We start from the raw sequence: 22313 nt of genomic DNA, 5'->3' as shown, positions 1-22313 counted from the left end.
TGTATCAAATGTTTAAAAAAGATTAAAAACTGTCGTTATAATTGGTTTCAAACAATGGAAACTGTTTATAATGTAGTAGAGGAGGTGAAGAAATGGTAAAACGAATTGTTCAATTGTTTTTTCTCGTTATTGGAGGAACGTTAGGGGTTATTTTTCTGCCGAACTTATTTCAATTATTGAAGCTCGATGACATTGCCATTTTAAATAGCCCGTACATGTTGGCTATTGTAGGGGCGCTTATTTTCTTTATCATCACTTTTTGGTTAGTTGATTATGTAGTAGAGCTTATTCGCTGGGTTGAAGAATCGCTGGTGAAAGCACCTGTCACCGATATTTTATTTGGAAGCTTAGGGCTCATTTTCGGATTAATTGTCGCGTTTTTAGTTGTAATGCCGCTTAAAGCGTTTCAATTTCAAGTCGTTAATACGGTGTTGCCCGTGTTTTTAACCATTTTGCTTGGCTATTTAGGGTTTCAAGTTGGATTTAAGAAGCGACACGAATTAATGAATTTATTTTCCCTTTCTAATCGCATGTCTAAGAAAAAAGGAACAGAGGAAGAAAGTGAAAACCAAAAAAATCGTTCCTTAAAAATTCTTGATACAAGTGTTATTATTGATGGACGGATTGCCGATATTTGCCAAACAGGATTTTTAGAAGGAACGATCGTCATTCCGCGGTTTGTATTAGAAGAATTGCAGCATATTGCCGATTCGTCCGATGTGCTAAAAAGAAACCGTGGTCGTCGTGGTCTTGATATTTTAAATCGCATTCAAAAGGAATTGGACATGAAAGTCGAAATTTATGAAGGCGATTTTGACGATATTCAAGAAGTCGATAGCAAATTAGTCAAACTTGCAAAATTAACATCAGGAGTTGTCGTTACTAACGATTTTAATTTAAATAAAGTGTGTGAGTTGCAAAATGTGCGCGTACTCAATATTAATGATTTAGCAAATGCAGTCAAGCCAATCGTTCTTCCTGGGGAAGAACTGAATGTTCAAGTGATTAAAGATGGGAAAGAACATAATCAAGGAGTAGCCTACTTGGACGATGGTACGATGATCGTTGTGGAAGATGGAAAAGAGTATATTGGAAAACGGGTTGACGTATTGGTCACAAGCGTGTTACAAACATCAGCAGGAAGAATGATTTTTGCGAAGCTAAAGCTTTTGCAAAAGGCATTATAGGGGAGCAGTTAGGAGAATCGGTTATGGAATATCAGGTAGTGATTCCTGCGGCAGGGCAAGGAAAACGGATGAAGGCTGGGATGAACAAACAATTTATCGAGCTTCATCATCAGCCTATCATTGTGCATACATTAAAAGTATTTGAGCAAGACGATTGGTGTCAAGGAATTATTGTTGTCATTAATGAGGCAGAGAGAGAGCAATTTCATACTCTGTTCGAGCAATTTCCAATCAAAAAAGTGGTTTCTATGGTAAGCGGCGGCGCAGAACGGCAACATAGCGTGTATAATGGATTAAAAGCGGTCAAAAACAGCGAGATTGTACTTATTCATGATGGTGCGCGCCCGTTTATCACGATGGAAAAAATACATGAGCTTGTGAAAGAAGCTGAGGAGCATGGTGCCGCAATTCTCGCCGTGCCCATGAAAGACACTGTAAAAAGAGCTTTCGATGGATTTGTTGCTGAGACAGTGGAACGCTCTAGCTTGTGGGCTGTACAAACTCCACAAGCTTTTCGTATTTCCCTTGTTCTAGAAGCCCACGAGCAAGCAAGAAAAGACGGATACGTAGGAACAGATGATGCGAGTCTCGTTGAGCGCATGGGTAAGAAAGTTAAAATTATTGAAGGGGACTATCGCAACATTAAACTAACGACCCCCGATGATTTATTGTTTGCTGAAGCCATTTTATCAAATTGGCCAAGCTGCTAAAGAAGAGGAGTGAATATATGTTTCGGATTGGTCAAGGATTCGATGTTCATCAGTTAGTAGAGGGGCGCCCTCTCATCATTGGAGGTATTCACATTCCTTATGAAAAAGGGTTGCTCGGACATTCTGATGCGGATGTGTTATTACATGCGATTGCCGATGCTTGTTTAGGAGCGATTGGCGCAGGAGATATTGGAACGCATTTTCCTGACACTGATGAACAGTATAAGGATGCTGATTCCGCTTTGCTTTTGCAGCATGTATGGAAGTTAGTGAAGCAAGAAGGATATGAACTTGTGAATATCGACTGTACGATCATCGCACAAAAGCCGAAAATGGCTCCGCATATTGAGAAAATGAAAGAAAGAATTGCTCAACTGCTAGAAGGAGAGTTGTCTCAAGTCAACGTAAAAGCGACGACAACAGAAAAGCTGGGTTTCACTGGTCGCGAAGAAGGAATTGCCGCTCAAGCGGTCGTTTTATTACAGAAGAAATAATCTGTTTTGAACTTTGTACTGATATAATGTTAAAATAACGGTACATAGTTTGATTATTGGAGGGTCATTGACAATGTCACAAGAAGTCAGAGTACGATATGCGCCGAGTCCAACAGGCCATTTACATATTGGTGGAGCTAGAACGGCTCTATTCAATTATTTATTTGCTCGTCATCACAACGGGAAATTTATTGTTCGAATCGAGGATACCGATATCGAGCGGAACGTAGAAGGCGGAGAACAGTCCCAGCTCGAGAATTTAAAATGGTTGGGAATTGAGTATGACGAGTCGATTGACAAAGACGGCGGGTACGGCCCTTACCGGCAAACAGAGCGCCTCGATATATATCGTCAATACGTGAACGAACTATTAGAGAAAGGATATGCGTATAAATGTTTCTGCACGCCTGAAGAATTAGAGCAAGAGCGTGAAGCGCAAAAAGCAGCAGGGATTGCGGCTCCACAATATAGCGGAAAGTGCCGCCATTTAACCCCAGAGCAAGTGGCGCAGTTCGAAGCGGAAGGAAAACCGTATACGGTTCGCATTAAAGTGCCGGAAGGAAAAGTGTACGAGTTTGAAGATATGGTGCGCGGGAAAGTGTCATTTGAATCAAAAGATATCGGCGATTGGGTTATTGTCAAAGCCAATGGCATTCCAACATATAATTTTGCCGTTGTCATTGATGACCATTTAATGAAAATTACCCATGTATTCCGTGGTGAAGAGCATTTATCGAATACACCAAAGCAGCTCATGATTTATGAATACTTCGGTTGGGAAGCGCCAACGTACGCGCATTTAACGTTAATCGTAAACGAAAATCGTAAGAAATTATCTAAACGCGATGAGTCAATCATCCAATTTGTTTCACAATATAAAGAGCTCGGTTACTTGCCGGAAGCGATGTTTAATTTCTTTGCACTGTTAGGCTGGTCACCAGAAGGGGAAGAAGAAATTTTTACGAAAGAAGAGCTAATCCGTATATTTGATGTATCACGCTTATCGAAATCTCCTTCGATGTTTGATAAGCAAAAGTTGACATGGATGAATAACCAATATATCAAAAAGCTTGATTTAGACCGATTGGTAGAGCTATCTCTTCCTCACTTAATTAAAGCGGGACGTTTGCCGGAACAGATGAGCGAACAGCAGCGAGAATGGGCTCGTAACTTGATCGCTTTATATCAGGAGCAAATGAGCTATGGAGCCGAAATTGTGGAACTATCCGAGCTGTTCTTTAAGGAAGAGATTGAGTATAATGAGGAAGCAAAAGAAGTATTAGCAGAGGAACAAGTTCCAGAAGTGCTCAAGGCATTTTTAGAAGAAATTAAGCAGTTAGAGCCGTTTACAGTCGATGGCATTAAGGCAGCGATTAAGTCGGTGCAAAAAGCAACGGGACAAAAAGGGAAAAAATTATTTATGCCGATTCGGGTCGCAACAACGGGACAAACCCATGGTCCTGAACTTCCTCTCGCTATCCAACTATTAGGAAAAGAAAAAGTTGTGAGCCGTTTAGAAAAAGCGATTCGTTAACCATTTTGTTTATTTGATAATATACTAAAAAAAGTAAATAGCACGTAAAGCGTTGACGAGGAGAAGTAAAAAACATTGGCATTACAGAGAGAATCACCTTGGCTGGAAGTGATTCATGTTCGATGTTTTTGAAATGCCCCTCGGAGCCTCCTTTCGAACCAGAGACGTTCTGTAGTAGAATGGAGCGGATGTCCTTCCGTTATCAGATTCGAGTGAGCTAAACAAATCGTTTAGCTAAACAGAGTGGAACCGCGCTATTTGAGCGTCTCTGTGTGATCAACACAGAGACGCTCTTTTAGTATGTTTCTAATTCATGTTGTTAAAATGGAGGGAGGATTATGTTTAAAACATTAAAAGAAGATATTGAAGTAATTTTTGAGCAAGATCCAGCAGCAAGAAGTTATTTAGAGGTCATTCTTACGTATTCAGGGCTTCATGCGATTTGGGCTCATCGCATTGCCCATGCGTTGTATAAACGGAAATTTTACTTTATTGCGAGACTGATCTCGCAAATTAGCCGTTTTTTCACAGGCATTGAAATTCACCCCGGTGCGAAAATTGGTCGGCGCTTTTTTATCGACCATGGCATGGGTGTCGTGATAGGGGAAACATGTGAAATTGGTGATAACGTGACGGTTTACCAAGGAGTCACATTAGGCGGGACAGGGAAAGAGAAGGGCAAGCGGCATCCAACGATTAAAGACAACTGTTTGATTTCGGCAGGAGCAAAAGTATTGGGTTCCATTACGATTGGAGAGAATTCAAAAATAGGGGCGGGATCTGTAGTATTAAAAGATGTACCACCAAACTCGACAGTAGTGGGGATCCCAGGACGGGTGGTCGTACGTAACGGGGTCAAAGTGAAAAAAGATTTAAATCATACCGATTTACCAGACCCAGTTGCTGATCGGTTAAAAGAGCTAGAGGCAGAAATTGAAAAATTACGAAACGAAATCAGAGCTTTAAAGGAAGGGAAGGTTCAAGATGAGCAGCATTCGGCTTTATAATACGATGACGAGGAAAAAGGAAGTGTTTGAACCGATAGAACCTAACAAAGTTAAAATGTATGTATGCGGTCCGACTGTCTATAACTACATTCATATTGGAAACGCCCGGGCCGCTATCGTGTTCGATACCATTCGTCGCTATTTAGAGTTTCGCGGTTACGATGTTCAATATGTTTCTAATTTTACTGACGTCGATGATAAATTAATTAAAGCAGCAAGAGAGTTAGGAGAGGATGTTCCGACTATTGCGGAGCGGTTTATCCGAGCGTATTTCGAAGACGTATCCGCATTAGGATGCAAAAAGGCGGACGCTCATCCGCGTGTGACAGAAAATATTGATATCATCATTGAATTCATTGAAAATTTGATTGAAAAAGGCTATGCATACGAAGTAGACGGCGATGTGTATTACAAAACGCGAAAGTTTGCTGGGTACGGAAAACTTTCTCATCAATCGATCGATGAGTTGCGGGCAGGAGCGCGTATCGAGGTCGGGGAAAAGAAACACGATCCACTTGATTTTGCCTTATGGAAAGCCGCGAAAGAAGGGGAAATTTCTTGGGATAGCCCGTGGGGAAAAGGAAGACCGGGTTGGCATATTGAATGTTCAGCCATGGCGCGCAAATATTTAGGTGACACGATTGATATTCATGCAGGAGGGCAAGACTTAACGTTCCCACACCATGAAAATGAAATTGCCCAATCGGAAGCATTAACAGGAAAACCGTTTGCGAAATATTGGCTGCATAATGGTTATCTTAATATTAATAACGAAAAAATGTCAAAATCACTTGGCAACTTTGTGCTCGTTCATGACATTATTAAGCAAATTGATCCACAAGTATTACGGTTTTTTATGCTCTCTGTCCATTATCGTCATCCAATTAATTACAGCGAGGAATTGTTGGAAAGTACGAAAAATGGTTTAGAACGATTAAAAACATCCTATTTCAACTTAAAACATCGTCTTGCAAGCAGCAGCAATTTAACAAATGATAATGATCAGTGGCTTCAAAAAATTCAACAATTGCGCGAGGCTTTCATTCGAGAAATGGACGATGATTTTAATACAGCTAATGCGATTGCAGTATTATTTGAGTTATCTAAACAAGCGAATTTATATTTGCTTGAGAAGAATACCTCCGAAAAAGTGATTCATGCCTTTTTACATGAGTTTGAGCAGTTGCTGGATGTATTAGGAATTACATTGCAGGAAGAAGCTCTGCTAGATGAGGAAATTGAAGAATTAATTCAAAAGCGGAACGAAGCGCGAAAAAATCGCAACTTTGCCTTAGCTGACCAAATTCGTGACGAATTAAAAGCCAAAAATATTATTTTAGAAGATACTCCACAAGGAACGAGATGGAAAAGAGGATAAGAGCCAAATGAATCTTTTACAGGCCATTAAAGATGTAAAACAATTAAACGGATTAGCTCTTGCTTATATCGGTGATGCCGTTTATGAGCTGTATGTCCGGCATCGCCTCCTCTCCAAAGGAAACGTAAAACCAAATGAGTTACATAAACAGGCAATCCGATACGTGTCGGCTAAAGCGCAAGCAAAAATTATGTTAGCATTATTAGAACAAGCGGTATTAACAGAAGATGAACAGGCGGTTATGCGCCGCGGTCGAAATGCCAAGTCCTCTACCGTTCCGAAAAATACCGATGTACAAACGTATCGATATAGCACAGCTTTTGAAGCGCTCATTGGCTATCATTTTTTAGGAAATAACAAAAATCGAATGGAAGAACTCATTCGTTATTCTTTCGACATTATCGAAAGCGAGGAAAGGAAGTTGTAAAGATGGATTTTATTATTGGGAAAAATCCTGTGATCGAAGCGCTAAAGTCAGAGCGAGAAATCAATAAAATTTGGATTGCAGAAGGAGTGCAACGAAGCACAATTCAACCCATTATTCAATTAGCAAAGCAAAACGGCGTGCTCGTGCAATATGTCCCAAAAAAGAAACTTGACCAAATGGTAGAAGGAAGTCACCAAGGGATTGTTGCCCAAGTTGCTGCGTATCGTTATTACGAGATGGATGATTTGTTTCAACGTGCTGCCGAAAAAAACGAGCCGCCTTTCTTTTTAATCTTAGATGAGTTAGAAGATCCGCATAATTTAGGTTCGATTATGAGAACAGCAGATGCTGTAGGGGCGCATGGGATTATTATTCCAAAACGCCGTTCGGTTGGTTTGACAGCCACCGTTGCCAAATCCTCGACAGGTGCGATTGAATATATTCCAGTGGCGCGAGTGACAAATTTGGCACGAACGATTGACGAGTTAAAGGAGCGCGGCGTTTGGATTGTTGGAACAGATGCAAAAGCAAACGATGATTATCGGTCGTTGGATGGAACGATGCCGCTAGCGCTTGTCATTGGTAGTGAGGGAAAAGGGATTGGAAGATTAATTTTAGAAAAATGCGATTTTTTATTTCGCCTTCCGATGAGAGGACATGTTACATCTTTAAATGCATCTGTAGCTGCTAGCTTGCTAATGTATGAGGTGTATCGCAAACGTTATCCTTTAGGAGAATAAATGATATGGATATCCTCATTGTTGATGGATATAACATCATTGGTGCTTGGCCGGAGCTGCGAAAACTCAAAGAAGAGGATGATCTTGCGTCAGCGAGGGATTTGTTAATTTCCAAAATGGCTGAGTACCAAGGGTTTACCGGTTATAAAGTCATTATTGTTTTTGATGCACACCTCGTACAAGGAATCGAGAAAAAATATAAAAATTATCAAGTAGAGGTCATTTTTACAAGAGAAAACGAGACGGCGGACGAGCGGATTGAAAAACTAGCGAAAAGTTTAATCAATGTTCGTACAAAAGTGTATGTTGCTACATCTGATTATACGGAGCAATGGGCTATTTTTGGACAGGGTGCATTGCGAAAATCAGCGAGAGAGCTCCTTATAGAAATGGAGACCATTGAGAAAAATATTTCAAAAAAAGTGAAAATAATTCAAGAAAAAAAGCCGCTATCAAAAATTCCTTTAACCGACGAAGTTGCGAGAATTTTTGAAAAATGGAGAAGAGGCGAAAAATGAGCGGTTGACGCTGTAAAAATTTGTACTGTATAATAATTCTAGCGATTTGTGCGGTCGGGGGGATCGGCGTGGGCGAAGGCTTCAAAGGAAAAGCGGAGAAGTACGAACGTTTTGAGGACGAGGAATTAGTTGAGCTTGTTCATCAGGGGGATGGCGATGCGTTAGATTTTCTCATTCATAAATACCAAAATTTTGTACGTGCCAAAGCGCGTTCGTATTTTTTAGTAGGAGCGGATCGGGAAGATATTATCCAAGAGGGGATGATTGGTTTATATAAAGCGATTCGTGACTTTAAAGAGGACAAGCTTACCTCTTTTAAGGCGTTTGCTGAGCTATGTATTACAAGACAAATGATTACCGCTATTAAAACAGCGACAAGGCAAAAACACATCCCTCTCAACTCCTATGTCTCCCTTGATAAACCAATCTATGATGATGAATCAGATCGAACGTTAATGGATGTCATTTCTGGAACAAAGGTGATGGATCCCGAAGAATTAATTATTAATCGTGAAGAAGTGGATGATATTGAAGTAAAAATGGCCGAGCTGTTAAGTGATTTAGAACGCAAAGTGCTCGTTTTATATTTAGACGGTCGTTCTTATCAGGAAATTTCTGAAGAGCTTAACCGTCACGTCAAATCAATTGATAATGCGCTTCAGCGAGTGAAACGAAAACTAGAAAAATATTTAGAGTGTCGAGAAATTAGTTTATAAAATTTGTTTTGCGTTTCCAAAGACGATGGAAAACGCTTCTCATAATAGTCATTGACACAGGAAATACGTGTATGTTAAATTTTTAAAGACGTATGTAGAACGGTGGGACGTATATGCGCAAAAAAGTCATATTAGCATGCAGCAAGTGTAATAGCCGTAATTATTCAACGATGAAAAATACGGAAAATCTCCAAGAACGCCTTGAGATGAATAAATTTTGCAAAGTTTGTAACATGCATACCCTCCACCGTGAAACAAAATAAATCTTTGCACCCTGATACGATAATAAGAAATCGTAAAGGCAGCTTTTAAGTTGTTGGAGGTTACTGATCATGCAGCGAATAACAAAATTTTTTAGCGAAGTTGTGCGTGAGATGAAGAAGGTCAGTTGGCCAAAGCGTAAGGAACTGATTAATTATACGATTACAGTGTTAGCAACTGTGGCGTTTATGTCGGTATTTTTTGCGGTGGTTGATTTGGGAATTTCTTCATTAATTCGTTTTGTGTTTGAATAAGTCTCGATTTCATATGGTATAATGAAAAATAATCATAGACACTAGAAAGCCCGGAAACGGGTTTTTGTTTTGTTTATAAAAGGAAATCGTTTTGGGGAGGGAAAGGACATTTAAGTCCCAATCAATGGAAAAAAACTGGTATGTCATTCATACGTATTCAGGCTATGAAAATAAAGTGAAAGCGAACTTAGAAAAAAGAGTAGAGTCAATGGGGATGCAAGATAAAATTTTCCGTGTTGTTGTTCCTGAGGAAGAAGAGACGGACACAAAAAACGGGAAGCAAAAGGTGACAAAACGGAAAGTATTTCCAGGATATGTGTTAGTTGAGATGGTTATGACAGATGATTCTTGGTATGTTGTGCGTAACACGCCAGGAGTTACAGGATTTGTTGGCTCAAGTGGAGCGGGTTCAAAACCAACGCCGCTGCTTGAAGAAGAAGTGAACGCTATTTTAAAACGGATGGGAGTTCCGTTATCACAACTTGATGTTGATTACGAATTAAAAGAAACGGTACAAGTAAAGGAAGGACCTTTTGCGAACTTTACAGGTACGATTGAAGAGATCGATGTAGACAAGCAGAAAGTAAAAGTGCTTGTCAACATGTTCGGACGTGAGACACCAGTAGAGCTGGACTTTTCACAAATTCAAAAAATATAATATGAAACAACTTGCATTCAAACAAGAAAAGTGATAATATTTTAAAGTCGGTATGTCTCACAGACAGAGACAAATATCGTAAAAATAACGGTTTGTTTAAAAAGCGATGAACTTATGCGTGATGTATAAGGGAGCTATGTATATCTTTCGATAGGACATGATCTCTCAAGGTGTGAATTGAGAGGAAATAGGGTGAAGGGTTACATCCTTATGACAGAATAATGTTTCATAGCATTATTCGTAACCTAATGAGTGGGAGGGGCAACCCCTAATACCACATCACGGACTTAAGGAGGTGTGTCTCGTGGCTAAAAAAGTAATTAAAGTCGTGAAATTACAAATCCCTGCAGGTAAAGCGAACCCGGCACCACCAGTTGGTCCAGCCTTAGGTCAAGCTGGTGTAAATATTATGGGATTCTGTAAAGAGTTCAACGCTCGTACAGCTGACCAAGCAGGTTTGATTATTCCTGTTGAAATTACGGTGTATGAAGACCGTTCATTTACATTTATTACGAAAACTCCGCCTGCTGCTGTATTGTTGAAGAAAGCAGCTGGTATTGAGTCTGGTTCTGGTGAACCAAACCGTAATAAAGTAGCGACAATCAAACGCGACAAAGTGCGTGAGATTGCTGAGACAAAAATGCCAGACTTAAACGCGGCGAGCATTGAAGCTGCTATGCGCATGGTTGAAGGTACAGCCCGCAGCATGGGTATTGTTATCGAAGACTAATGTGTATGAAGAGCTGGCTGTGGAAGGTTGCGACTACAAGGGTTTATCCTTTTCGCAACCTTTATTCGTGGGAGGTCATTCCGCTAAAACCACAATGAGGAGGAAATTTACATGGCGAAAAGAGGAAAAAAATATTTAGAAGCGGCAAAGCTTGTTGACCGCTCTAAAGCGTATTCTGTAACTGAAGCAATCGAGCTTGTAAAGAAAACAAATGTTGCTAAATTTGATGCGACTGTTGAAGTTGCGTTCCGTTTAGGGGTAGATCCGAAAAAAGCAGATCAACAAATCCGCGGTGCTGTTGTGTTGCCACACGGAACGGGTAAAGTTCAACGTGTGCTCGTATTCGCTAAAGGTGAAAAAGCGAAAGAAGCAGAAGCTGCGGGTGCGGATTATGTAGGCGATACAGATTATATCAACAAAATCCAACAAGGTTGGTTTGATTTTGATGTCATCGTAGCAACTCCTGATATGATGGGCGAAGTTGGTAAATTAGGACGCATCCTAGGTCCTAAAGGATTAATGCCAAACCCTAAAACAGGTACCGTTACATTTGACGTAGAGAAAGCAGTAAAAGAAATTAAAGCTGGTAAAGTGGAATACCGTGTTGACAAAGCAGGTAACATTCATGTTCCAATCGGTAAAGTTTCTTTTGACAATGACAAGTTAGTAGATAACTTCACAACCATTTACGAAACGATTTTAAAAGTGAAGCCAGCTGCAGCGAAAGGTACTTACGTGAAAAACGTAACGGTTACTTCAACTATGGGACCTGGCATTAAAGTGGATCCTTCTACATTTGTTGTAGCACGATAAATCAGGGTTGACTTTTCAAATCCTGTTTAGTATGATAGATTTTGTCTGAAAAGAGAATATCATTTGTACCGTAGACAGTAGGTGCTCGAATGAGCTTAATTTCCTACCGAGGTGTTTGAACGTATAGAAAAGTGTATCGTCATACACTTTATAGTACCTCCATGTCTACGTAGGCATGGAGGTTTTTTGTGATGCGGTATAAGTGGTGTTTCATTTTAACTTCTACAGGAGGTGTAAAAATGAGCAGCGCAATCGAACTCAAAAAACAGACTGTCGCGGAAATTGCTGAAAAACTCCGCGCGAGCAAATCAACGGTTATCGTAGACTACCGCGGTCTTAGCGTTGCTGAAGTCACGGAGCTTCGTAAACAACTTCGCGAAGCGGGCGTTGAGTTTAAAGTGTATAAAAATACGCTAACACGTCGCGCAGCTGCTGAAGTTGGATTAGAAGGATTAAACGAAGTTCTTACTGGACCAAACGCGATTGCGTTCAGTAACGAAGATGTAGTAGCGCCTGCAAAAATTTTATATGAATTCGCAAAGAAAAATGAAGCACTAGAAATTAAAGCAGGTGTCGTCGAAGGCAACATTGCAACAGTAGAAGACGTAAAAGCACTTGCATCCCTTCCTTCTCGCGAAGGCTTGCTTTCTATGTTGCTTAGCGTTCTTCAAGCACCTATCCGCAACTTTGCTCTTGTTGCAAAAGCTGTTGCAGATAAAAAAGAAGAACAAGGTGCTTAATCCCATTTTTCTATATGGAATCGAATAAAAATCATGATTAAGGAGGAACATGACCATGACGAAAGAACAAATTATTGAAGCGGTTAAAAATATGACTGTTTTAGAGTTAAACGAATTAGTAAAAGCAATTGAAGAAGAGTTCGGTGTAACTGCTGCTGCTCCTGTAGTAGTTGCTGGTGGTGCTGCTGCTGGTGGCGACGCTGCTGCTGAGAAAACAGAATTCGATGTTATTCTTGCTGATGGCGGCGCACAAAAAATCAAAGTTATCAAAGTTGTTCGTGAAATCACTGGCCTTGGCTTAAAAGAAGCAAAAGACTTAGTTGACAACACTCCAAAACCAGTTAAAGAAGGCGTTTCTAAAGAAGAAGCTGAAGAAATCAAAGCGAAACTTGAAGAAGCTGGCGCTAGTGTAGAAATTAAGTAATTATGTCTAGATGTTAAAAAGCTCGCTCATAGTAGCGGGCTTTTTTATTGGACAGAAATGGGTATGATGAATAATATAGAAAACGTAATGAAAAGGTGATGTCATTTGAGTGAACATTATTATTCGAAAACTCCATCTTCTTCGAGTAATCCACAAACATGGAAATTTACGTTAAGGGGGAACGAATTTACTTTTACAACCGATAGTGGTGTGTTTTCAAAACGAGAAGTGGATTTTGGTTCGCGTTTATTAATTGAGGCATTTGAAAATCCGGAAGTCGAAGGGGATTTCTTGGATGTGGGATGTGGTTACGGTCCGATTGGTTTAGCGATCGCAAAATCTTTTTCGGAACGCCGTGTAGAAATGATTGATATTAACGAACGAGCTGTTGAGTTAGCTAATCAAAATAAGCAAATCAATCACATTGACAATGCGTTCGTCTACCAAAGTGATTTGTTTGACCAAGTGGGGGATAAAATGTTTGCAGCAATTTTGACGAACCCGCCGATTCGTGCTGGAAAAAATGTGGTTTATTCCATTTTCGAACAAAGTATGGCTCATCTCCATCCTCAAGGAGAACTGTGGGTTGTTATTCAGAAAAAACAAGGTGCCCCTTCAGCGCTTGAAAAATTACAATCTTTATTTCCTGATGTAGAAGTGGTCAAAAAGAAAAAAGGATATTATATCATAAAGGCGAAAAAACGTTGACAGCTTTTTTTGTTTATGATACCATTATAAAATGCCAAATGTGTAGCCTCAATCGGATATCAAATATGTAATAGGTATAATTTTACCCTTAATGGGAAAAATTATAAAATCAATAAATAGGTGAAAATGTGGTTTTCTTCATAGAAACCATTTTTCTTTTGTCTGATAGTAAGGCAAACATGTTGAGGGTTACCTTCGATTTTATTAATGCTTGAATTTGAGGGGTGAATCAGTTGACAGGTCAACTAGTTCAATATGGACGACACCGCCAACGAAGAAGTTACGCGCGTATTAGTGAAGTATTAGAATTGCCAAATCTTATCGAAATTCAAACTTCCTCTTATCAATGGTTTCTTGATGAAGGTTTGCGGGAAATGTTTAAAGAAATTTCCCCAATTGAAGATTTTGCCGGAAACCTTTCCCTTGAATTTGTTGATTATAGCTTAGGCGAACCAAAGTATTCTGTTGAAGAAGCAAAAGAACGGGATGTTACATATGCTGCACCACTCCGTGTTAAAGTTCGCTTGATTAATAAGGAAACAGGTGAAGTGAAAGAGCAGGATGTCTTTATGGGAGACTTCCCTCTTATGACAGAAACAGGGACGTTCATCATCAACGGTGCTGAACGTGTTATTGTTTCCCAGCTTGTTCGCTCACCAAGTGTATATTATAGCGGTAAAGTCGATAAAAACGGAAAACGAGGTTTTTCCGCGACAGTCATTCCAAACCGCGGTGCATGGCTTGAATACGAAACCGACGCAAAAGATGTTGTGTATGTACGCATTGACCGAACTCGTAAACTACCTGTAACTGTACTGCTCCGTGCTCTTGGGTTTGGATCTGATCAAGAAATTATCGATTTAATCGGTGATAATGAGTATCTTCGCAATACCCTTGAAAAAGATAATACGGAAAGCACGGAAAAAGCGTTGATTGAAATTTATGAGCGCTTACGCCCAGGTGAACCACCAACGGTTGAAAACGCAAAAAGTCTATTAATTTCTCGCTTCTTTGATCCAAAACGTTATGACTTAGCGAGTGTAGGACGCTATAAAATCAATAAAAAACTTCATATTAAGAATCGACTCTTTAACCAACGTCTGGCTGAAACACTTGTGGACCCAGAAACAGGCGAGATTATTGCTGAAAAAGGTACGATCATCGACCGCAGAACATTGGATCGAATCTTGCCGCAATTAGAAAATGGAGTTGGTTTTCGCGTCTACAAGCCTTCCGGTGGCGTTGTAGATGAAGAGTTTACGTTGCAATCAATTAAAATTTATTCGCCGGATGATCCAGATGGCGAACAAATTATCAATGTGATTGGTAACGGCTATATTGCGGAGGATGTAAAGCACATTACGCCGGGGGATATTATTGCTTCCATTAGCTATTTCTTTAACTTGCTACATGGGGTAGGAGATACAGATGACATTGACCATTTAGGAAATCGTCGTCTCCGCTCTGTTGGTGAGCTATTGCAAAACCAATTTAGAATTGGATTATCACGAATGGAACGCGTTGTGCGTGAGCGTATGTCGATTCAAGACACAAATACGATTACACCGCAACAACTGATCAACATTCGTCCTGTGATTGCGGCGATTAAAGAGTTTTTCGGCAGCTCGCAACTTTCACAGTTCATGGATCAAACGAACCCGCTTGCGGAATTAACGCATAAACGTCGTCTTTCTGCACTAGGACCAGGTGGTTTAACTCGCGAACGTGCTGGCTTTGAAGTGCGTGACGTTCACTATTCTCACTATGGCCGCATGTGTCCGATTGAAACACCAGAGGGTCCGAACATCGGGTTAATTAACTCGCTTTCTACGTATGCGAAAGTGAATAAATTCGGGTTCATCGAAACGCCATACCGTCGTGTTGACCCTGAAACAGGAAAAGTGACAAATCGCATTGACTACTTAACAGCCGACGAAGAAGATAACTATGTGGTTGCCCAAGCAAATGCGCGCATTGCTGAAGATGGAACGTTTTTAGATGAAGATATTGTTGCGCGTTTCCGCGGTGAGAACATCGTTGTCAAACGCGATCGTGTGGACTACATGGACGTATCACCAAAGCAAGTTGTATCAGCAGCGACAGCCTGCATTCCATTCTTAGAAAATGACGACTCTAACCGCGCATTGATGGGGGCGAACATGCAGCGTCAAGCGGTGCCGCTTTTAGAGCCAGAAGCACCGATCGTTGGTACAGGAATGGAGTATGTATCAGCGAAGGATTCCGGAGCTGCTGTTATTTGCAAACATAGAGGAATCGTAGAAAGAGTCGAGGCGAAAGAAATTTGGGTTCGTCGCCTAATTGAAGTCGATGGTCAAGAAGTCAAAGGCGATCTTGATAAATACCGCCTTTTGAAATTCGTTCGCTCTAACCAAGGAACATGTTACAACCAACGTCCGATTGTGAAAAAAGGCGATATCGTAGAAAAAGGCGAAATTCTTGCAGACGGTCCATCCATGGAAAAAGGAGAACTTGCACTTGGCCGTAACGTGCTTGTTGCCTTCATGACATGGGATGGATATAACTACGAAGACGCTATTATTATGAGCGAACGGCTTGTTAAAGAAGATGTGTATACATCCATTCATATTGAAGAATATGAATCTGAATCTCGCGATACAAAACTTGGGCCAGAGGAAATTACACGCGATATTCCGAACGTCGGTGAAGATGCGTTACGCAACTTGGATGAACGCGGTATCGTTCGCATTGGTGCAGAAGTGAAAGACGGTGATTTGCTTGTCGGTAAAGTTACGCCAAAAGGGGTAACGGAACTGACTGCAGAGGAACGTCTACTCCATGCTATTTTCGGCGAAAAAGCTCGTGAAGTACGCGATACATCGCTTCGTGTACCACATGGTGGCGGCGGTATCGTATTGGATGTTAAAGTCTTCAATCGAGAAGACGGAGATGAACTCCCACCGGGTGTAAACCAGCTTGTGCGTGTTTACATCGTTCAAAAACGGAAAATCTCTGAAGGAGATAAAATGGCTGGGCGCCATGGTAATAAAGGGGTTATCTCAAGAATTTTACCAGAGGAAGATATGCCGTTCTTGCCTGATGGTACACCGATCGATATCATGTTAAACCCATTAGGGGTACCTTCACGTATGAACATCGGACAGGTGCTTGAATTACATCTCGGTATGGCAGCGAAAAAGCTTGGTCTTCATGTCGCGTCTCCTGTATTTGACGGTGCTCGCGAAGAAGATGTATGGGCGATTTTAGAAGAAGCGGGAATGGCTCGTGACGGGAAAACCGTTCTTTACGATGGAAGAACAGGCGAACCGTTTGATAACCGCGTATCTGTTGGGATTATGTATATGATTAAACTTGCTCATATGGTCGACGATAAGCTTCATGCTCGTTCGACAGGACCATACTCACTTGTTACGCAACAACCGCTTGGTGGTAAGGCGCAATTTGGTGGGCAGCGCTTCGGTGAGATGGAAGTTTGGGCGTTGGAAGCTTATGGTGCTGCTTATACGTTACAAGAAATCCTTACTGTTAAATCAGATGATGTCGTCGGTCGTGTGAAAACATATGAAGCCATCGTCAAAGGCGAAAATGTTCCGGAACCAGGCGTTCCAGAATCATTCAAAGTATTAATTAAAGAATTGCAAAGTTTAGGAATGGATGTAACGATTCTTTCTAGCGATGAGAAAGAAATTAACATGGAAAACTTTGATGAGGATGATGACGTCCAACCAGCTGATTCAGTGACGGTAGGGATGGACACAGCTGAAAAGACAGAAGAAAAAGATGTTGTAACAAAAGAGTAAGCTATTTTCACTATCGCCGATCGTCTGTTCCGCAGCCCCCTGATTATGACAAGGGTTCAATCCTCTGTTTGCGGTGGGCTGTGGAACAAAAATAAACGTGCTAACTTCAATCGTGTAACGGTTTTAAAAGCAATAAGGGTAAAACCTAGAGACGAAGAGGGAGGTAGGCCCCTTGCTAGATGTAAATAATTTTGAGTATATGAAAATCGGACTTGCTTCACCAGAAAAAATTCGTTCTTGGTCGTACGGTGAAGTAAAAAAACCAGAGACAATTAACTATCGTACATTAAAGCCAGAAAAAGACGGATTGTTCTGTGAGCGCATTTTCGGTCCAACGAAAGACTGGGAATGTCATTGTGGTAAATATAAGCGCGTACGTTATAAAGGTGTTGTTTGTGACCGTTGCGGTGTTGAAGTAACCCGCGCTAAAGTTCGTCGCGAACGCATGGGACATATTGAACTAGCTGCTCCTGTTTCACATATCTGGTATTTCAAAGGAATCCCAAGCCGTATGGGACTTGTTTTAGACATGTCTCCACGCGCTTTGGAAGAAGTGATTTATTTTGCTTCCTATGTAGTAACTGACCCAGGCGATACGCCGCTTGAGAAAAAACAACTTCTTTCTGAAAAGGAATATCGCGCGTATCGTGAAAAATACGGTCAATCATTTCAAGCGTCCATGGGAGCAGAAGCGATTAAAAAACTTCTTCAAGATATTGATCTTGAAAAAGAAGTCGAAGCATTAAAAGAAGAATTAAAAACTGCTCAAGGCCAAAGACGTACTCGGGCGATTAAACGTCTTGAAGTGTTAGAGGCGTTCCGCAACTCTGGGAACGATCCGGCATGGATGGTTTTAGACGTACTTCCGGTCATTCCGCCTGAATTACGTCCAATGGTTCAATTAGATGGCGGTCGTTTCGCGACATCTGACCTAAATGATTTATATCGTCGCGTCATTAACCGCAACAATCGATTGAAACGTCTTTTAGATCTTGGGGCACCAAGCATTATTGTGCAAAACGAGAAACGCATGCTTCAAGAAGCGGTTGATGCGTTAATCGACAACGGTCGTCGCGGTCGTCCAGTGACAGGTCCGGGTAATCGGCCACTAAAATCTTTATCCCATATGTTGAAAGGTAAGCAAGGACGGTTCCGTCAAAACTTGCTCGGTAAACGTGTTGACTATTCTGGTCGTTCCGTTATTGTGGTAGGGCCGAACTTAAAAATGTATCAATGCGGCTTACCGAAAGAAATGGCGCTTGAATTGTTTAAGCCATTCGTTATGAAAGAATTGGTTGAAAGAGGATTAGCGCACAACATAAAAAGTGCAAAACGGAAAATTGAGCGTGTACATCCGGAAGTATGGGACGTGTTAGAATCTGTAATTAAAGAACACCCGGTACTTTTAAACCGCGCCCCAACGTTGCACAGACTCGGTATTCAAGCGTTTGAGCCTACGCTTGTCGAAGGCCGTGCGATTCGTTTGCATCCGCTCGTATGTACAGCGTATAACGCTGACTTCGACGGTGACCAAATGGCGGTACACGTTCCATTATCTGCAGAAGCACAAGCGGAAGCTCGCTTACTCATGCTTGCAGCGCAAAATATTTTGAATCCGAAAGACGGAAAACCGGTTGTTACTCCTTCGCAAGACATGGTATTAGGAAACTACTACCTAACAATGGAACGCGAAGGTGCCATCGGTGAAGGAATGGTATTTAAAGATACGGACGAAGCGTTATTGGCGTACCATAACGGCTATGTACATCTTCACAGCCGCATCGCCATTCATGCAGGTTCATTGAAAAACGAAACGTTCACAGAAGAACAAAATAATAAATTATTAATTACGACCGTCGGTAAATTAATTTTCAACGAGATTTTACCGAAGTCGTTCCCTTACATTAACGAGCCTACAAAAGAAAACCTAGAGGAACGTACTCCTGATAAGTACTTCCTTGATAAAGGTGTAAATGTAAAAGAGGAAATTCGCAAACGCGAGCTTGTTCCTCCATTTAAGAAAAAAATTCTTGGAAACATCATTGCGGAAGTATTTAAGCGTTTCAAGATCACGGAAACATCAAAAATGTTGGACCGCATGAAAGATCTTGGTTTCCAATACTCAACGAAAGCGGGTATTACCATCGGCGTTGCCGATATCGTCGTATTGCCGGAAAAACAAGAAATTTTACAAGAAGCACAAGCGAAAGTCGATACGGTCTTAAAGCAGTTTAGACGCGGGTTAATTACTGATGAAGAACGTTATGAGCGCGTTATTTCCATTTGGAGTGCAGCGAAAGATAAAATTCAAAGCAAGCTAATGGAATCATTGGATAAGCGAAATCCAATCTTTATGATGAGCGACTCTGGTGCTCGCGGTAACGCGTCAAACTTTACGCAGCTTGCGGGTATGCGCGGTCTCATGGCCAACCCAGCAGGTCGAATTATCGAGTTGCCAATTAAATCTTCGTTCCGCGAAGGTTTAACGGTATTAGAGTACTTTATCTCTACGCACGGTGCGCGTAAAGGTCTGGCGGATACGGCACTTAAAACAGCAGACTCTGGTTATCTCACAAGACGGCTTGTTGACGTTGCTCAAGATGTTATCGTTAGAGAAGATGATTGCGGTACAGACCGCGGTATGCTTGTAAGAGCGTTAACAGATGGAACAGAAGTCATTGTTAAACTAGAAGAGCGTATTGTCGGTCGTTACGCAAGAAAAACGGTGAAACATCCAGAAACGGGCGAAGTCATCGTTCGAGAAAATGAGATGATTACAGAAGATATCGCCAATGAGATTATTAAAGCGGGAATTGACGAAGTGTGGATTCGTTCCGCATTCACATGCAATACAAGACACGGCGTATGTAAAAAATGCTACGGTCGCAACTTAGCGACTGGTGTAGAAGTAGAGGTCGGAGAAGCGGTCGGTATCATCGCTGCCCAATCGATCGGTGAGCCAGGTACGCAGTTAACGATGCGTACATTCCATACCGGTGGGGTAGCCGGAGACGACATTACTCAAGGTTTGCCGCGTGTTCAAGAGCTATTTGAAGCACGCAATCCAAAAGGTCAAGCGGTTATTTCAGAAATTGACGGCGTCGTTGTTTCTATTAATGAAACACGCGATCGCCAACAAGAAATCGTTGTAAAAGGAGAAGTGGAAACACGCACATATACCGCTCCATACAACGCAAGATTGAAAGTCCAAGAAGGTCAGCAAGTTGAGCGTGGCCAAGAGCTAACAGAAGGTTCGATTGACCCGAAAGAACTTCTCAAAGTCAAAGACATTACTGCTGTCCAAGAATACTTATTGCGTGAAGTACAAAAAGTATACCGGATGCAAGGGGTAGAAATTAGTGACAAACATATCGAAGTAATGGTTCGTCAAATGCTTCGAAAAGTTCGTGTCATTGATGCAGGGGACACAGATGTGCTTCCGGGTACACTTCTCGATGTGCATCAATTTACCGATGCAAACGCAAAAGTATTGCTTGAAGGAAAGAGACCAGCTACCGCTCGACCTGTGCTGCTTGGTATTACAAAAGCATCGCTTGAGACAGACTCGTTCTTATCCGCTGCGTCTTTCCAAGAAACAACACGCGTACTTACAGACGCAGCAATTAAAGGAAAACGTGATGAGCTGCTAGGTCTTAAAGAAAATGTTATTATCGGTAAGCTTGTTCCTGCTGGAACAGGAATGGCTCGTTACCGAAAAATTAAGCCTGTAGTCAAGAAAAAGGCCGACGAGGATGTAGTAACATCAAATAAATAATTTACGAGTTACCGACAAGAGAAGCTCTTGTCGGTAACAAATTATTTTTATAAATAGAGTTGACAATGCCTTGAGAAAATGTTAATGTAATAAAGGTGTTCCAAAAAACCTGGTACTTTGGAGGATATTTTATATGTCTTATGAAAAAGTATTGCAGGCTAAACAGTTCGTAGTAGGAACAAAACAAACAGTGAGAGCTCTGAAAGAAGGAAAAGCGCAGGAAGTTATTCTTGCTGAGGATGCTGATTCTGCCATAATTAATAAAATTATGGAGGCAGCAAAAGAAGCGAATGTTCCTGTAACAAAAGTAGATTCGATGAAAAAACTTGGAAAAGCATGCAAAATCCAAGTAGGAGCTGCTGCTGTTGCAATTATTCGTTAAAACTGTTTTTGTGGGATTTTACTACAAAAACTTTGTTTTTGCATAAATAATGAGCCGCCTGGATGTGTGGGCTTGAACTTATATGTGAAGGGAGGAAATTTATCATGCCTACAATTAACCAGTTAGTACGCAAAGGTCGTACGAGAAAAGTTGTGAAATCTAAATCCCCTGCACTAAACAAAGGGTACAACAGCTTCAAAAAAGTACAAACAAACGTTGCTTCTCCACAAAAACGTGGTGTTTGCACACGTGTGGGTACGATGACACCAAAGAAGCCAAACTCAGCGCTTCGTAAATATGCACGTGTACGCTTATCAAACGGTATCGAGGTAACAGCTTACATCCCTGGTATCGGTCATAACTTACAAGAACACAGCGTCGTATTGATTCGCGGTGGACGTGTAAAAGACTTGCCAGGTGTGCGTTACCATATCGTTCGTGGTGCGCTAGATACGGCTGGTGTAGCAAACCGTATGCAAGGTCGCTCCAAATACGGTGCGAAAAAACCAAAAGCAGCGAAAAAATAATGAGAACAAAAGAAAAATAGGATTTTTTCTTGAAAGGAGGAAAAACTATGCCACGTAAAGGTCCGGTTGCTAAAAGAGATGTGCTACCAGATCCGATTTACAATTCTAAACTAGTAACACGCCTCATCAACAAAATTATGATCGATGGCAAAAAAGGAAAGGCACAAAAAATTCTTTACACTGCATTTGATATTATTCGTGAACGTACTGGCAAAGATCCAATGGAAGTGTTTGAACAAGCACTAAAAAATGTGATGCCAGTTCTTGAAGTACGCGCTCGTCGTGTTGGTGGTGCTAACTATCAAGTTCCAGTTGAAGTGCGTCCAGAACGTCGTACAACTCTAGGGCTTCGTTGGTTAGTGAACTATGCGCGCCTTCGTGGTGAAAAAACAATGGAAGAGCGCTTAGCAAATGAAATTTTAGATGCTGCTAACAATACAGGTGCAGCTGTTAAGAAACGCGAAGATACGCATAAAATGGCAGAGGCAAACAAAGCATTTGCTCATTATCGTTGGTAATCATTATGGTTG

At 41.2% G+C, this 22313-nt stretch carries 23 protein-coding genes and 2 other annotated features; all 23 genes read left to right on the top strand.

Annotation, left to right across the window (positions count from 1 at the left end):
- Positions 1 to 92: 92 nt before the first annotated feature.
- The 23 genes from HNR31_RS17430 to rpsG all read left to right on the top strand — a co-directional run bounded on the left by HNR31_RS17430 (position 93) and on the right by rpsG (position 22301).
- The gene (locus HNR31_RS17430) at positions 93 to 1187 is read left to right on the top strand and encodes a PIN/TRAM domain-containing protein (RefSeq protein WP_181557457.1); all 1095 of its coding nucleotides are present in this window, start codon (positions 93 to 95) and stop codon (positions 1185 to 1187) included.
- A 23-nt stretch (positions 1188 to 1210) separates the two neighbouring features.
- A complete protein-coding gene (gene ispD, locus HNR31_RS17425) occupies positions 1211 to 1897 on the top strand; it encodes a 2-C-methyl-D-erythritol 4-phosphate cytidylyltransferase (protein ID WP_181557456.1) in 687 nt (228 codons plus the stop codon).
- 17 nt (positions 1898 to 1914) lie between these two features.
- Entirely contained in the window at positions 1915 to 2391 is a 477-nt protein-coding gene (gene ispF, locus HNR31_RS17420; RefSeq protein ID WP_181557455.1) for a 2-C-methyl-D-erythritol 2,4-cyclodiphosphate synthase, read from the top strand.
- Positions 2392 to 2464: 73 nt separating this feature from the next.
- Positions 2465 to 3925, top strand: coding sequence for a glutamate--tRNA ligase (gltX, locus tag HNR31_RS17415; RefSeq protein ID WP_181557454.1), 1461 nt, complete (start codon positions 2465 to 2467; stop codon positions 3923 to 3925).
- Between the two features lie 43 nt (positions 3926 to 3968).
- Positions 3969 to 4198 (top strand) — a binding site (T-box leader).
- A 65-nt stretch (positions 4199 to 4263) separates the two neighbouring features.
- Positions 4264 to 4932 (top strand): serine O-acetyltransferase, encoded by a 669-nt coding sequence (gene cysE / locus HNR31_RS17410; RefSeq protein WP_181557453.1) that lies wholly within the window; start codon positions 4264 to 4266, stop codon positions 4930 to 4932.
- Positions 4910 to 6310: a cysteine--tRNA ligase gene (cysS, locus tag HNR31_RS17405; protein WP_181557452.1), complete on the top strand. Its 1401-nt coding sequence runs from the start codon at positions 4910 to 4912 to the stop codon at positions 6308 to 6310. Before cysE ends, cysS begins: the two co-directional genes overlap by 23 nt.
- A 7-nt stretch (positions 6311 to 6317) precedes the next feature.
- Entirely contained in the window at positions 6318 to 6737 is a 420-nt protein-coding gene (locus HNR31_RS17400; RefSeq protein ID WP_181557451.1) for a Mini-ribonuclease 3, read from the top strand.
- Between the two features lie 2 nt (positions 6738 to 6739).
- Positions 6740 to 7477, top strand: coding sequence for a 23S rRNA (guanosine(2251)-2'-O)-methyltransferase RlmB (gene rlmB / locus HNR31_RS17395; RefSeq protein WP_181557450.1), 738 nt, complete (start codon positions 6740 to 6742; stop codon positions 7475 to 7477).
- Positions 7478 to 7482: 5 nt separating this feature from the next.
- Positions 7483 to 7995, top strand: a complete 513-nt coding sequence (locus HNR31_RS17390) for an NYN domain-containing protein (RefSeq protein ID WP_181557449.1) — start codon at positions 7483 to 7485, stop codon at positions 7993 to 7995.
- A gap of 68 nt (positions 7996 to 8063) precedes the next feature.
- Positions 8064 to 8711, top strand: coding sequence for an RNA polymerase sporulation sigma factor SigH (gene sigH / locus HNR31_RS17385; protein ID WP_181557448.1), 648 nt, complete (start codon positions 8064 to 8066; stop codon positions 8709 to 8711).
- 113 nt (positions 8712 to 8824) lie between these two features.
- A complete protein-coding gene (gene rpmG, locus HNR31_RS17380) occupies positions 8825 to 8974 on the top strand; it encodes a 50S ribosomal protein L33 (protein ID WP_181557447.1) in 150 nt (49 codons plus the stop codon).
- Positions 8975 to 9043: 69 nt separating this feature from the next.
- Positions 9044 to 9226 carry a preprotein translocase subunit SecE gene (gene secE / locus HNR31_RS17375; RefSeq protein WP_181557446.1) on the top strand — a complete coding sequence of 61 codons (183 nt, stop codon included), beginning with the start codon at positions 9044 to 9046 and terminating at the stop codon, positions 9224 to 9226.
- A 124-nt stretch (positions 9227 to 9350) separates the two neighbouring features.
- Positions 9351 to 9884, top strand: a complete 534-nt coding sequence (nusG, locus tag HNR31_RS17370) for a transcription termination/antitermination protein NusG (protein ID WP_181557445.1) — start codon at positions 9351 to 9353, stop codon at positions 9882 to 9884.
- A 304-nt stretch (positions 9885 to 10188) separates the two neighbouring features.
- Positions 10189 to 10614 carry a 50S ribosomal protein L11 gene (gene rplK / locus HNR31_RS17365; RefSeq protein ID WP_027410223.1) on the top strand — a complete coding sequence of 142 codons (426 nt, stop codon included), beginning with the start codon at positions 10189 to 10191 and terminating at the stop codon, positions 10612 to 10614.
- Between the two features lie 111 nt (positions 10615 to 10725).
- The gene (gene rplA / locus HNR31_RS17360; protein WP_181557444.1) at positions 10726 to 11427 is read left to right on the top strand and encodes a 50S ribosomal protein L1; all 702 of its coding nucleotides are present in this window, start codon (positions 10726 to 10728) and stop codon (positions 11425 to 11427) included.
- A 50-nt stretch (positions 11428 to 11477) separates the two neighbouring features.
- Positions 11478 to 11624: a sequence feature (ribosomal protein L10 leader region), on the top strand.
- A 42-nt stretch (positions 11625 to 11666) separates the two neighbouring features.
- Entirely contained in the window at positions 11667 to 12167 is a 501-nt protein-coding gene (gene rplJ, locus HNR31_RS17355) for a 50S ribosomal protein L10 (RefSeq protein WP_181557443.1), read from the top strand.
- A 55-nt stretch (positions 12168 to 12222) separates the two neighbouring features.
- Positions 12223 to 12591 (top strand): 50S ribosomal protein L7/L12, encoded by a 369-nt coding sequence (gene rplL, locus HNR31_RS17350; RefSeq protein WP_181538847.1) that lies wholly within the window; start codon positions 12223 to 12225, stop codon positions 12589 to 12591.
- Positions 12592 to 12696: 105 nt separating this feature from the next.
- On the top strand, positions 12697 to 13299 hold the full coding sequence (locus tag HNR31_RS17345) for a class I SAM-dependent methyltransferase (RefSeq protein WP_181557442.1): 603 nt from the start codon (positions 12697 to 12699) through the stop codon (positions 13297 to 13299).
- Between the two features lie 233 nt (positions 13300 to 13532).
- A complete protein-coding gene (gene rpoB, locus HNR31_RS17340) occupies positions 13533 to 17099 on the top strand; it encodes a DNA-directed RNA polymerase subunit beta (RefSeq protein WP_181557441.1) in 3567 nt (1188 codons plus the stop codon).
- Between the two features lie 172 nt (positions 17100 to 17271).
- Positions 17272 to 20874, top strand: a complete 3603-nt coding sequence (gene rpoC / locus HNR31_RS17335; protein WP_181557440.1) for a DNA-directed RNA polymerase subunit beta' — start codon at positions 17272 to 17274, stop codon at positions 20872 to 20874.
- A 133-nt stretch (positions 20875 to 21007) separates the two neighbouring features.
- Positions 21008 to 21256 carry a 50S ribosomal protein L7ae-like protein gene (locus HNR31_RS17330; RefSeq protein ID WP_181557439.1) on the top strand — a complete coding sequence of 83 codons (249 nt, stop codon included), beginning with the start codon at positions 21008 to 21010 and terminating at the stop codon, positions 21254 to 21256.
- A 104-nt stretch (positions 21257 to 21360) separates the two neighbouring features.
- Positions 21361 to 21783 carry a 30S ribosomal protein S12 gene (rpsL, locus tag HNR31_RS17325; protein WP_027410231.1) on the top strand — a complete coding sequence of 141 codons (423 nt, stop codon included), beginning with the start codon at positions 21361 to 21363 and terminating at the stop codon, positions 21781 to 21783.
- A 47-nt stretch (positions 21784 to 21830) separates the two neighbouring features.
- Positions 21831 to 22301 (top strand): 30S ribosomal protein S7, encoded by a 471-nt coding sequence (rpsG, locus tag HNR31_RS17320; RefSeq protein ID WP_181557438.1) that lies wholly within the window; start codon positions 21831 to 21833, stop codon positions 22299 to 22301.
- Positions 22302 to 22313: the final 12 nt, after the last annotated feature.

This window comes from Thermaerobacillus caldiproteolyticus, from assembly GCF_013761245.1.
In the GTDB taxonomy this organism is placed as follows: Bacteria; Bacillota; Bacilli; order Bacillales; family Anoxybacillaceae; genus Thermaerobacillus; species Thermaerobacillus caldiproteolyticus.
Note: the sequence above shows the minus strand (reverse complement) of the source record. Positions and strands in the feature narration are given on the sequence as shown.